The organism is Micromonospora sp. CPCC 206061 (genome assembly GCF_036906915.1).
In the GTDB taxonomy this organism is placed as follows: domain Bacteria; phylum Actinomycetota; class Actinomycetes; order Mycobacteriales; family Micromonosporaceae; genus Phytohabitans.
The window spans coordinates 19,780-33,010 of sequence record NZ_JBAKHX010000085.1; the positions used below are offsets into that span (position 1 = coordinate 19,780).

General features: G+C 68.7%; 7 protein-coding genes. 3 read left to right on the forward strand and 4 right to left on the reverse strand.

Annotated features, from left to right (window positions below):
• Nucleotides 1–7: 7 nt before the first annotated feature.
• Both V6V89_RS34720 and drmD read right to left on the reverse strand, forming a co-directional pair.
• Entirely contained in the window at nucleotides 8–4,129 is a 4,122-nt protein-coding gene (locus V6V89_RS34720; RefSeq protein WP_334623816.1) for an Eco57I restriction-modification methylase domain-containing protein, read from the reverse strand.
• Nucleotides 4,129–7,311: a DISARM system SNF2-like helicase DrmD gene (gene drmD, locus V6V89_RS34725; protein WP_334623817.1), complete on the reverse strand. Its 3,183-nt coding sequence runs from the start codon at nucleotides 7,309–7,311 to the stop codon at nucleotides 4,129–4,131. The genes V6V89_RS34720 and drmD overlap by 1 nt, the downstream gene beginning before the upstream one ends.
• Nucleotides 7,312–7,416: 105 nt before the next feature.
• Here drmD and V6V89_RS34730 point away from each other — a divergent pair, with 105 nt between their 5' ends.
• Nucleotides 7,417–9,522 (forward strand): UvrD-helicase domain-containing protein, encoded by a 2,106-nt coding sequence (locus V6V89_RS34730; protein ID WP_334623818.1) that lies wholly within the window; start codon nucleotides 7,417–7,419, stop codon nucleotides 9,520–9,522.
• Between the two features lie 4 nt (nucleotides 9,523–9,526).
• Here the strand turns inward: V6V89_RS34730 and V6V89_RS34735 are convergent, their stop codons facing one another.
• The gene (locus tag V6V89_RS34735; protein ID WP_334623819.1) at nucleotides 9,527–10,012 is read right to left on the reverse strand and encodes an NUDIX hydrolase; all 486 of its coding nucleotides are present in this window, start codon (nucleotides 10,010–10,012) and stop codon (nucleotides 9,527–9,529) included.
• Nucleotides 10,013–10,052: 40 nt separating this feature from the next.
• The gene (locus tag V6V89_RS34740; RefSeq protein ID WP_334623820.1) at nucleotides 10,053–11,411 is read right to left on the reverse strand and encodes a hypothetical protein; all 1,359 of its coding nucleotides are present in this window, start codon (nucleotides 11,409–11,411) and stop codon (nucleotides 10,053–10,055) included.
• Nucleotides 11,412–11,611: 200 nt separating this feature from the next.
• On the opposite strand from V6V89_RS34740, the gene V6V89_RS34745 reads away from it, so the two are divergent.
• A complete protein-coding gene (locus V6V89_RS34745; RefSeq protein WP_334623821.1) occupies nucleotides 11,612–12,304 on the forward strand; it encodes a PIG-L deacetylase family protein in 693 nt (230 codons plus the stop codon).
• On the forward strand, nucleotides 12,301–13,215 hold the full coding sequence (locus tag V6V89_RS34750) for a hypothetical protein (protein ID WP_334623822.1): 915 nt from the start codon (nucleotides 12,301–12,303) through the stop codon (nucleotides 13,213–13,215). Before V6V89_RS34745 ends, V6V89_RS34750 begins: the two co-directional genes overlap by 4 nt.
• Nucleotides 13,216–13,231 lie beyond the last annotated feature (16 nt).

Genomic DNA, 13,231 nt, shown 5'->3' on the forward strand with positions numbered 1-13,231 from the left:
GACACTGTCAGAACAGCGCGTCAGGAAGCGGGAAGAGGCCGTCGTCGAACATGGCGTCCGCCGTGGTCGAGCTTTCAGTCGATCGGGTACGGGCGGGGGCCTTCCGCGGTTTGCCACGAGTACCGGAGACCGGTGCGGTGCGCTGCTCCTCGGCGTATCGCTCGTGATTGAGCTCGAGCAGGCCGTTGTGGATCTCCACATGCACCTCCGGTTTGATGGTGAAGCGGGTGCCCTGCCGGGTCTCGTGGAACCCGTGGCCGAGGTCCAGGTCCGTCCAGCCGTATGCCTCGGCCACCGCCTCGTCGATCTCGACGTGGATCTCCCGCAACCGCTGGATCTCCGAATCGGTAACGCGAGCGTCATGGACGAGGTTGTAGAGCTTCGTCAGCCCCAATTCCCGCTTCAACATCACCGACCGCCGGTAGGTATCCAGTTCCTCTCCAACTCGATCCATCCGCTCGGTCACGTCCGGCTGTGGAAAGGTCTCAAAACAGTCCGACGGTGTGTACTGAAGGTCTGTCTTGAGTGTCGAAGAGTACTTCCAAGCCCAGCGGACGTGGATTTCGGAATCCAGCAGCGCGAGCATGCCGGAACGGTCGGTCGCAAAGACGACGATCTTCTCATTCAGCACCTGTCTCGTCGGCACAAAGGTTGCCATGCCGGTTCGACTAATACGGGCGATGACGAGGACGCGATCGAGGCCCTCGATCGCCTTTCGCATGTTGGGGCGCTTGTCGGCATACTGCCACCAGCGTTGCGGGAGTGGCCGCCGAAGCACATAGGACCCGTCGGGTTTGGTTCGCTGGCGTTCGGGCTTGACCTTCTGCTCGACGATCGCGAAAACGTCCGGATACCGCTGGGCGTCCTCTTCCGACCGGTCGAAAAAGTCGATGACCCAGCGGCGGGCCGAGCAGTCTGGGCGCGAGTTCAGGTCCTCGCCGTTCAGGTAAGGAAAGACGACGTCCTTGTTGCGTGGGTCCTTGGCGCGAAGCGCTTGCGCCTCCTCCGGCTCCAGGACGAATCCCATGCCTAGCACGATTGCGCCCTGGAATGACTTGTCTGCGTTGGCGGCGAGGCGGTACGGGTTGCCGGTGATCCGGGACTGCGCATCCAGAGCTGGGGTGATAGCACGGACGGTGTGGCCGTCGAGGATGCGCTTCTCTTTCTCGCCGGGGTGGCCCACCCAGAGCAGCGACACCTCCAGCGACGCCGTGCCGGGCCACGGTTGTGACTTCTCCGCCCGGTAGATGTTCCAGCCGATGTCGACGACCTGGTCGAGCCCGACCTCGCGGGTGTCACCCTGCGCGATCGTGTTCGTCGCGATGATGCCGACCCGCGCCTGCTCGGCCACCTGGATGTTGCGGAGTAGGAAGTACGAGCAGAGATCGGCGTTGCCAGGCTTGTCGCGGGCGATCCGTTTCTTGAGGTACTCGCGCAGGTCGAGGCCGATCGCGCCACTGACGCGTTTGCCGCCGATGAAGGGTGGGTTGCCGACGACGGCGTCGAAGCCGTTCTTGTTGACGATCTCGGGGAACTCCAGCGGCCAGTGCAAGGGCCGGATGGGCTCTGGACGCCCGCCACGCAGCCAGCCCGTAACGGTTTCGGCAAGCCGCCGCCGCAGCTCTGCGTCCGCCGCGCCACTCAGCACGGCGTACATGTCGTCGCTGATCCTGGTCAGCCGGTCGTCGTACTTGGCCTCAGCGTCCGACTCGTCGCTGTCTGGCTCCCAGGGCCGATACTGCGCGCGTACCGATGTGGACAGTGCCGCGCCCACGACGGCGTCGGCGGCGAGGCGCATGTCGCCGGCGAGGTTCTCGGCCGTAGCCAACCTCGCCGACTTTTCGGCGGCGTCACGCGCGTCCTGCACCACAGTGGACTCGATCGACTCGCGTAGCTCGGCGGCCTCGCCGATTAGTTCGTGCAGCCGGTCGCTGACAGAGTTGAAGAGGCGGGCGTTGAGCACGCGACCCTCGGCAGGGTCGAGGTGAAATGTGGTGAGCTGCTCGGCGGACGTGATGCCGACAAGGGAGTCCCCGCAGCGCAGCGCGTGGTCCAGGAAGCCGAACGGCCGATCTTTCGCGAGGGTGACTAGCCACAGCGAGAGCTTGGCGAGTTCGACGGCCATGTCGTCGCGGTCGACGCCGTAGAGGCAGCGGGCGGCGACCAGCCGGCGGGCGGCGAGGAGCAGGTCGTCGCGGTTGCTGTCGGTGCCGGCCAGTTCGGCCACGTCGGCGGGCACGCCGTCGCGTTCCCAGGCGCGGACCAGCACCTCGGCGAGGTAGCGGCATGCGGAGACCAGGAACGCGCCGCTGCCCATGGCGGGGTCGAGCACCTTCAGCCGCAGCAACTCGTCGGCGCGCTTTGCACGCCAGACGCCTTCGGCGGTGACGCCCTCGGCCGGGCCGGGGGAGAAGCAGAGTGGCGCCAGGGTATGCCGCACGATCTCCTCGGCCAAGGCGCGCGGCGTGTAATGGGTGCCGGTGGCGCGGCGGTCGCCCATCTGGGTGAACAGCACCGAACCAGATGGGAAGACGGTGGGCAGGTCGCGCAGGTCGATGCGCAGCAACCCCCAGTACGGGCGTACCCGATCGGCCAGGCTGGCATCGTTGTCGCACGCCGCGTGCAGCGCGGCGAGTTGGTGCGGCGTGGGTGTCTTACCGCGCGCGGCGTCGACCTGGCGTGCGGTGAGGTCGCAGCGCTCGGCGAGCCACGCGCATAGCTCGGCCTCGCCCCGCGCGGCGGCGTCTTCCAGCTCGATCAGGGGTAGCTCCGGCTCGTTCTTACCGGCCAGCCCGACGTACGGCTCGTCAACGCGCATGCACGAGTACTCGAGCAGGCCCTCGTAGACGTGGCCGATCTGTTCGACGTCGAGGCTCTTGTAGCTGAGGCGTTCGGCGGCCTTGCTGCGGTGGCGCAGGATGAGCAGCGCGTCAAGCATCTCGTGTACGACGCGGTCGGTGATGGCGGCCTTGGCCAGCCACCTGAAGCGGGCCGTGTTGAAGAGCGAGCCGCCGTGGGCGGCGATGCGCAGGTCGGGGTGTTCGCAGCCGTCGTACACCGCGGCGAAGAGGGCGAGCAGTCGAGGCCAGGCGGCGGTGCGTCGGTCGCCGACCTCGTCGCCGTGCAGGTTGCGGACCGCGTCGAGTTCGTCGTACAGGGTGGACGCGGCGTATGCCTGCGCGTAGAGCGGTTCGCCGATTGGCAGCAGCCGCTGTTCCTCGGCGTAGAGAAGGAAGACCACGCGCATGAGCACGGTCAGCGAGCCGCGGTAGATCTCCCGCTCGGTGACACCGGCGAGCAAAGTGCCGCCGGACTCGCGGTCGAGGCGGGCGAGTTCGGCGACGAAGAGTTCGACAGCGCGGCGTACCTGCCCGCCGAGCGTGGTGGTGACCTGGGTGAGGTCGTCGGCGCTGCGGGCGAAGAGTGCGGCGAGGCTGGTCGAGGGCGTCCCGTTCGGGCCGGTGGCTGGAGCCAGCACGCGGGGGGCGGCCAGGAGTGTGGCGAACGCCCGGAGCAGTACCGGCTCTTCCAGCCAGAGGTCGGCGTCGAAGGTGGCGGTGCCGGTGGGTTCCTCGCGTCGGGCGTGGACGAGCACCCAATGCTGCCCGTTGGTGAGCAGGGCCAGTGGGGTGCGGGTGTCCCGGCAGACCTGGGCGGCCTGTTCGGACAGGGCGGGCTGCTCGCCGCGGGAGGTGGTCAGCGGGGTGTCGGCGGGGCGGCGGTAGACGTGCAGCCGGCCGGCCCGGCCGCCGCCGGGCTCGGGACCGGACATGACCAAGTCGGGCCGGAACGGGCCGACCAGGTCTGTAGGGAGTATGGCGCCGTCGGCTCGCGCGCTGGCGGGGAAGCGCAGCAGCTCGTCGAGTATCAGGTCGAGCCAGGCGGGGCCGAGCAGGTCGGGTGCGTCCTGGACCTCGGCCCACGCCCGGCGTACGCGGTCGCGGACGTCGTCGGGGATGGTGTCCAGGCCGTGGGGGAGCGTTTCGGTGAGCACCGGGACGGTGAGGAACGGGCCGTCGGGGCGCAGCAGTCCCAGCCACTCGGCGTGCTGCTCGGCGGTGCTGGTGGGGCGTGGTTGTGTGGCCCGGCCCGTCCTCGGCTTGGTGGGGGCTTGCCGGCGGGCGGGCATCAGCGGTCACCTCGCGCGAGGGATGCGGGTACCAGGAACGTGACGGCGGCGGGGAAGTAGCGAGCCGTCGGGTCGGCGTAGCGGCGACGCAGCGCCGCGGTCTCCCGTTCCCGCTGGGCAGGGATGTCGGCGAGCCGAGCGCGTAGCGCGTCGTGGTCGGTGCGGAGCTGCTCGCGTTCCATCGCGAACAGGGTGGGCTGTTCCCATTGTGGGGTGTTGTCGAGGGCGGCCCGGATCGAGGCGTCCAGCTCGGCGAGCACCGACTCGACCGCGGCGACCTCCTCGTCGCAGCGCTGCGCGAGCAGCCCGTACAAGCTGCGGGCCTTCTGGTCCGACCGGGTGGCCAGCCGCCGGCGCAAGGGCTCGGCGATGGCTGGCCACAGGGCGGCGAGGCGTTCGCGCGCCCGCGGTGCCGGCGGTTCCTCGGATGCGGCGGTCAGCCACGCTTCAAGGTCGTCCTGGCGCCCCTTGGTAAGCCTGCCGGCCTCAAGCGGGCCACCGGCGAGCACGATCTCCTCGTGTAGCCGGGTGCCCTCGGCGCCGGTGACCACGACCCGGCCGTGGGCAATGACCGCGGGCGTACGCAGTACGTCGCCGGGGACGATCCGCGCGGTGACCCGGGTCAGCTTGGCTGCCGCGCCGGCACCGTCCTGGCCGCGGGCCTGTGCCCACAGCTCGGCGCGCAGCAGCCGCAGGCACATTTGCACCAAGCGATGGCCCAGGTGCAGCAGTACGACATCGGTCCGGTCGGCCGCGGCGTCAGGGTCGAAGGTGACTGGCCGTTCCTTGCCAGTGACCGGGTGCAGTAGGCCGTCGTTGCGGGCGGCGGCCCAGGCGCCTGCCAGCTCGGGCAGCAGGAACCAGGTGCCGGTCGCGCCGGCCGGGGTTGGTGTGTCCAGCAGGTCGCGGCGGTGCGCCAGGCGCAGCCCGGTCCGGACCACCCGCTCGACGGTCGCCGGGGTGAGGTTGAGGTCTGCGCGGCTGCCGGCCAGCGCCTCGGTGAGCTTGTGCAGGTCGCGGGCGAGGTCGCGTTCGACCCGCAGCCGGGCCCGGCTGGCGCGGCGGCCGATCTCGGCATCTGTGACCTGCCAGTCGGTGCGCTTGCCGGTCATCTTCTGCTCGACCTGCGCGGCGATCACCTCGCCGGCGCTGCCCAGGTCGGTGCGGATCGCCTCTACCTTCTCCACCGCCAGCCGCAGGAACGCCAGCTCGTCCTCAAGCGAACCTGCGGCGTAGTCGGTGTCCTGCCAGCCCTTCGGTACGAAGTGGCGTACCTCGACTTCGCGTGCGCGCTGGCCGTGTCGGTCGACGCGGCCGTTGCGCTGTTCGAGCCGGTTCGGGTTCCAGGGGATCTCCCAGTGCAGTAGCCGGTGGCAGTGGCGCTGCAGGTTGATGCCCTCGCTGGCGGCGTCGGTGGCGAGCAGGATCCGTACCGGGTGCAGGTCGGGGTGTTCGGTGAAGACGTTCTTGATGTGGTCGCGTTCCTCGGCGTCCTGCCCGCCGTAGAGGAGGGCGATCGCGTCGGCTGGGTACCCGGCGGTGAGTAGGCGCTCGTGCAGCCAGCGCTGGGTGTCCCGGTATTCGGAGAAGATGATTACCCGTTGGTCTTGTTCCACGATGGGGTCGAGCCATTCCCGCAGCGCCTTGAACTTGGCGTCCGGTCGGTCCTGCGCGCTGAGGGCCCATTCGCGCAGCTCGTCGAGGAGCGCACGTTCCTGTGTCGACAGCGGGGCGGTGCTGTGGCGGACCGCCGCGAGGGCGTCGGCCTCCGCCTCCCGGTACGCCTCGTCGTCCTCGGCGGTCTCCTCCAGCCGTTCGATCATGGGTTGCAGGACGCGCTCGCTGGCGGCCCGCTCTACGCTCCTGCCAGCGCGGTCGGCCACGTCGTCGCGCGCCGTCATCGTGGCCAGGTGGGTGTCGATGGTCTCGGCGAACGCCTTGGGAGAGGAGAACAGCCGCCGCTTTAGCAGCATGGTGACGAAGTCGGCGGCGACCTGACCGCCCTTGCCCTCGGCGCTGGTGCGGCGACTGTTCGCGTACTGGGACAGCAGCTCATGCGCCCGTTGCTCGGCGGGGGAGTAGTCGACCTCAAGGTAGTCCAGTCGGCGTACCGGGAAGCGTGGGCTGCCGTCCCAGCGCGGTGGCAGTTCGCTCTTGAGCCGGCGCACCATCACCCTGGCGAGCTGCTCCTCGGCCGGCTTGACCCCGCGCGCGAAGCGCTGGTCGTCGAGCAGCTCCAGCAGTGCGGTGAACGACTCCAGGTAGCCGTTGTGCGGCGTGGCGGACAGGAACAGTCGGTGCTCGCAGTGTGGCGCCAGGGCCCGGATCGCCCGGGTGCGGTGGGAGTCGACGGCATATCGGCCCCGCCCGGATGGCGCGCAGGTGTGCACCTCGTCAACGACCAGCAGGTCGAACGCCCGCGGGTACCGCGGCGTAGCTGGCAGCACCTCGCGGAGCAGGCGCATCGGCCGGTCTCGCTTGAGCCAGTCGATGCTGACGATCAAGCGCGGGTAGTGCGTCCACGGGTTCGCGTACAGGCCGCGGGAGCGGCGTAGCTCCTTGAGCAGGTCGGAGTCGACGATCCGGAAGTCCAGGCCGAACTTGTCGCGCATCTCGTCGCGCCACTGCCGGGTCAGCCCAGCCGGACAGACGATCATCATCGTGCGGGCACGGTGACGGAGCATCAGCTCCTGCATGACAAGGCCGGCCTCGATCGTCTTGCCCAGCCCGACGTCGTCGGCGATGAGCAGATTCGTCCGCGGCATCGACAGCGCTCTCACCACAGGGTCGAGCTGGTAGTCCTCGATTTCGATGCCGGCCCGGAACGGCGCCTGCAATGCGGTCTTGTCCGCCGACGCGATGGCGCCCCACCGCACCGCGTCGAGAAAGGCGTCGAGCTGCGCCGGCTCGTCGAAGCCATTCGCCGGGTCCGGCAGGGCCGCGGCGTCGTGCACGATGCGACCAGGCTCGAGTTCCCAGACGACGCGCAGCTCCTCGTCGCGGGCGTCGTCCTCGATGCTGACCAGGCTGACCAGGTGCGGCGGCCGGCCCGTAAACACGTGCGGGTCCCCGCTGGCCACTTCGCCGCGTACGACGTCCGCGGCCACCCAACGGCGGTTACGGACCGTGACAAGCTGGCCCGGCGCCGGTACGTCCGTTTCCGGGGCCACAACGCCCGTCATCTGCTTTCTCCTGGTTTGTTCTGTTGACGCAGTGTCATAACATTGGCACGGCGCGCAGCACGGGTGATCAGAGTAATACGACCTTGGCCAGGAGGAAACGATCGTATGCCTCGGCTCGTCATCGCCAAGGACTTTCTCGGCGAATACGCCAAGCTACAAAAGCCTGTCCAGAAGGCGGTTGACGCGGCGATCGGTAAGTTCGCCGAGCACACTCACGCCGGTCTGCACCTGGAAAAACTCGCGAACGCCAAGGACTCCAAGATACGGACCATCCGTATCAACCAGTTCTATCGCGGAGTCGTGCTCGCTCCCGACACAGGTGACGAATTCCTGCTCATCACCGTCCTTCCGCACGACGACGCGAACAAGTACGCGGCCAGCCACAAGTTCACCGTGAACCAGGCCCTCGGCGTGCTCGAAGTCCGCAACCAAGAGGGCTTGGAGGTGATCGAACCAGCGTTGCGGCAGGCCGCGAAGGACAGCCCGACGTTCTTGTTCGGCACTGTCGGCGATGCCGAACTGATCAGGCTGGGTATCGATGCGGACGTGCTGCCGCTGGTGCGCCTCCTCACCACGGACGCGCACTTGGACGCGCTCGCCAACCTGCTGCCAACCGTGCAGTACGACGCGCTCGCGGGCCTCGCCGCTGGCATGACGCCCGAGCAGGTCTGGGCCGAGGTCAGTCAGCAGCTGCCGGTCGGGGCCGCAGCCGAACACGTCGACACTGACGACCTCGCGGCCGCCGCCGTCCGCACACCCGATCGGTACGTGCTGGTGTCCGGCCCCGAAGAGCTCGCGCAGATCCTGGCCCACCCGTTCGATGCCTGGCGGGTGTTCCTGCACCCGGCCCAGCGGCAGATCGCCTACCGCCCCAGCTACGCCGGGCCCGCCATGGTCACCGGTGGCGCTGGCACCGGCAAGACCGTCACCGCACTGCACCGCGCGGTGTTCCTCGCCGGTCGCGCTGGCGCCGGCCGGATCCTGTTGACCACATTCACCAGAAACCTCGCCGACGCCCTCACCAGTCAGTTGACGCTGCTCACGGACGACCCACAGGTCCGCGACCGGATCGACGTTCTCAACGTCGACCGGCTCGCATATCGGACGGTCGCCGACGCGCTCGGCCGCCAGCCGGCGCTGGTCGACGACAAGACCCTCCGCGCGCTGTGGGAGAAGGCGGCCGCGTCGACCCCCGGGTTCAGCGCGGTGTTCCTGGAACGAGAATGGGAACAGGTCATCCTCGCCCAGGGCCTGCACCAGCCAGATGAATACCTCGGGGCACGCCGGCGTGGGCGCAGCACGCCCGTGCGAGCCGACCAGCGGCTGAAGATCTGGGAAGCAATCCGCCAGGTTACCGACACGCTCCGCCAGTGGAATCAGTACACGCACTTGCGGTTGGCCGACCGAGCCGCCGGCATCCTCGCCGAACGCGCCGCGCCGCCCTACCAGCACGCCATTGTCGACGAAGGCCAGGACCTGCACCCTGCTCAGTGGCGCCTCTTGCGGGCTGCCGTCGCGGCCGGTCCCGACGACTTGTTCATCGTCGCTGACCCGCATCAGCGCATCTATGACAATCACGTCTCGCTCGCCAGCGTTGGGGTCGGTATTCGGGGCCGTAGTCACCGGCTCACTGTCAACTACCGAACCACCCAGGAGATCCTGGCATGGTCGGTACGGCTTCTCACGGGTGAAGACCCCGTCGGCCTTGACGACGAGGTCGACAATCTCACCGGCTACAGGTCACCGATGCACGGACGCCGTCCCATTACCAAGGCTGCCGCCGATCGCGATACCGAGAACGCGCAGCTCATCGAACAGGTCAACCAATGGCTCGACGCCGGAGTCGAGCCGCACGCGATCGGTGTGGCGGCGCGGACCGGTTACCTGGCGAACGCGGCTCGGGACGCGCTTTCCGCTGCCGGAATCCCGGTCAGCACACCCGCGGCAACCAAGACCAACGCCGTCCGCGTCGGCACCATGCACGCGATGAAGGGCCTGGAGTTCCGCTGCGTCGCCGCCATCGGCGTCGAGGCGAGCACGGTCCCCGCGAAGGCCGCTGTCACGTCGCAGGATGAGGACCCCGTCGCTTACCGCCACGACATGCAGCGCGAGCGCTGCCTGCTGTTCGTCGCTTGTACCCGGGCGCGCGACTCGCTTTACGTCTCGTATGCCGGCGTTGCAAGCCCGTTCTTGCATAGTGCGGGTGGCTGAGACCTCATATCGAGTTGGCGCTGCTGGACAGGTAGAGGGTCTTTCCAAGGTGCCGGGCTTCCAGCGCTGCTTTGACGCGTGGTGCGACGTTGGTCGGCAGGCGGCTGGTGGCCTCGTCGGGCGGTAGGAAGGCGCAGTCCTCGAGCTCGTCGCTGTCCAACTTGATCGAACTAAGGTCGGGCAGCGTCCCGCAGTCGAAGGTGAAGCTGATGATGGCGCGGGGCCGTGGTCCTGCTGGTGGTGCCCAGTCGAGGACGAGCAGCGGGCCGACCGGCATTTGGAGGGCGAGCTCTTCGCGTATCTCGCGGTCGCATCCTTCGTGTGGGTACTCGCCGGCTTCGATGTATCCGCCGGGGAACGCCCAGTGGTCGCGGTAGGTGGGTTTGACCAGGAGCACGTCGCCGTCGGGACTGGTGATCAGTGCGGCTGCCGAGGCGTAGAACGACGGTAGCTGTTGGTACCAGGTCTTGGGGTCGATCCAGGTGCTCACCGTCTCGACCGTAGCCGACTGCTGGTGCACCGCGTGAGATTCACGCCGCGGTTGGCATGGCGCGGAGGCGTTCGAGGAGGTCATCGGCCTTGGGAACGCGGCGGTGGGGGAGCAGGCGGTCGTGTAGTTCGGTGAATCGTTGCCGGACGCGTCGGGACTCGACCCCGTCGGCGAGGTCGACGGCCCGGGTGCCGGTCAGGCAGGCGGCGTCGAGGTCGCCGGCGTCGGCATGCGTGGTGGCCAGTAGGGCGGTGTGCAGCGCGCGGGTGCGTACGTTGTCGGTGTGCAGGTTGAGCGCCTCGTCGGCGCGTTGGAGTGCTTGCCGGTACAGGCGTAGGTCGCGGAAGCAGCGAAGCGCGGTGCCGGCGTAGTGGGCGGGGCTGAAGTAGCCGACCCATGGTGGTCCTTCGCCGTGCTTGCTGCGGTCGATGGCTTTGGCGGCTTTGCCGAGGGCGGTGGTGCAGGCGCGGCGGTCGCCGGCTACGGCGTGGGCGCAGGCTTCGGCGGTGTATAGCCGGGCGAGGACGGTGGCGGGGGCGCGGCCGGCGCCGTCGAGGGCGGCCCGTGCTAGGCGGACTGCTTCGGTGCCGTGGCCGAGGTAGGTGGCCTGGGTGGCGAGGTTGGCCAGTAGGTGCGCGCCATAGAGGCGGTCGTCGGCGGCCTTGGCCAGCCGTAGCCCGATGGTGAAGTGGCGTTGGGCTGCGCCGTGTTCGCCGGCGTCGTAGCTCATGAACGCCAGTTGACCGACGAGCGCTGCCGCGGCGCCCATGAGGTCACGTCCGACGGTGTCGGTGTATGAGCCGTGCAGCATCGGAGTGACCTGGTGGTGCAGGAAGGTGGCGAGAAGGGCGCGGGTGTGGTCGCTGCCGCCGCCGTGACGGCGATCCAGGTCGGCGAACTGGTCGGCGAACAGGCGCAGGGTCGCGACGTCCGATGTGGTCACTCGCCGGAGGCCGACGTGGCCGGTGTCGGTGTCGGCTGGGTCGTAGCGCCAGGCGAAGCCGGTCTGTAGGGCGGCGGCTGTGGCGAACGGAGCCGTGGCGAGAAGGTCGCGTCTGCGCACGATGAGCCTCCACAGCTGGGTCGCGGTGTCGATCCCGGCGGAGCGGCTGGTTGGGTAGGTGAGGCCAAGGCTCACGTCGTCGTCGCCGAATCCGAGGTCGTCGACGGTGAGCGTCCGGCCGATTTTGCGCGCTAGCACGGCTGCGATCACGATCTGGATCGCGGAATCTGGCCGGCGGCCGCGAAGCCACCAGTACACGCTCGACGCGTCGTACCGCAGCATTCCTTGGGCGCGGGCGGCGAGGTTCACCTGGCGGGCGAACGCGGCGTGGGCCTGCCCGTAGCCGGCTTCGTCCATCAGGACTTCCAGGTCGTGGTTGGTTACCGCCCGCGGCACGCCTACCTCCCAGTGTCGATGAGATTACTGGGCGTACTCAGCATAGGTGCCTGGCGATAGATGTAGAACTACGCGCAACCCCGCGCAACGTCCCGCAGTGGCGCGCCGGACCGCGCAACCCCTTCGGACTGTCCAGGACGCGGTTAGACCGGCTTCGCTGTATGGCGTCAGGTCCGACCGACGATAGGGGGAAGGTTGCCGTGGCGAGAGTTTTGATCGTCGCTCCACATCCTGACGACGAGGTTCTGGGTTGTGGAGGCTCGATCGCCATGCACGCCGAGGCTGGTCATGAGGTGGCGATCGCCTTTCTGACCTCCGGCGAGCATGGTGGTTCCGCTGAGGCCGATGACCTTGGGACGCGCCGTGAGCGGGAGGCCGTCGACGCCGCTGCGGCACTGGGCGTGCGCTCCGACCGGCTGCGCTTCTTGCGGTTTCCTGATGGTGGCATCGACCCGTACGACTGTGACCAGTTCGGCGTCGTGCTGGAGGTGCTGCGGGAGAGCCGGCCCGACCTGCTGTACCTGCCGCACCCGAAGGACGGGTCGTTCGACCACGAGGCGGCGTTCGCCTTGTGCTGGCGAGCAGCGCAGATGGCCGGGAGCTCGAACTATCCACAGTGCGGCAGCCCGCACTGGGTTTCCACGATTCTTGGGTACGAGGTGTGGACGCCGATCACCCAGCCGGCGCTGCTGCGCGACATCGCACCGGTCGTCGAGCGCAAGCTCGCCGCCTTGGGCCGATACCGTACGCAGACCGTTGGCGCGAAAGGAGCGGGCCAGTCCACGCTCGTTGGCCCCGCGTGCATGCACTTGACCGGCTTCCGCGGCGCCAGCACCACCGGCGGGCACCGGGAGGCGTTCACGGTGCTGCGATTGCGCGAGGTGATCGTATGACGGCCCGTCGGATCGCCGCCGCTGTCGGATGGGCCGGAGCGGCGGCGGTAGCCGTCCGCGGCGCCGGTGGCAGCTACCGGCTGTTGCAGTCGCTGCGCTGGCTGAGCCAAGCCAGGAACGGCCACGCCGCCGGCCAGACCCGGCGACGGCACGTGCTCATCGTGGTGCCACTGCTGCGCGAGCAGCGGCTCATCCAGCCTACGACCGCTTATCTGACCGCGATGGCCGAGCGGTGGGGGCCGGCCAGCGTCGTGCTGGCGACCACCGAGCGCGAGCACGTGGAAAGGGAGGTGGTCGCACAGCGGTTGCCCGAACTGGCGGCCGCCCTGCGACGCCGTCGTACCGGTTGCTGGCTGACGGCCCGGTTCGGTGGTGCCCTTCCCAGTGACGAGTTGATTCGTCTGGCCGGTGTGTCAGGCGATCACGCCACCGACTACCCGACCGTCGTGCGTGCCGCCTTCGACGCCACACCGTCTACACCGGACCTTGCCGCCAAGCTTGCCGCGACCAGTGATCGGGTGTTCCACCATCACGCAACAGATCCGGCAGCGACGATGGTGCATCAGATCAACGGCGCCGTGGCCGCCGAGCTTGAGCGGCTCGGTGCACAGGGCGTGGCTCCGGCCGAGGTGTGGATCGCGGTCTACAACGCAGACTCCCGCCCGCATCCACACACCTTGGACGCGCTGACAGCGGTACCTGCCGATGCGCGAGTGATACAACAGTCCGCATTATTCACCGTCGAGACGAGCAGGTCGGGGCTCTCCGGCGTGCTCTGTGACGGCGCGGCCCTGTTGCAGTCCCGATGGACCCTCGCGCGGGAGATCCCCCGATTGCGTGCCCAGGCCCGCCAGGCCCGGAGCGCTAGGAGACCGCTGAATAATGGCGGCGTGCCGGTCCACCGGTTTTGATCGGGTTTGGTCGATA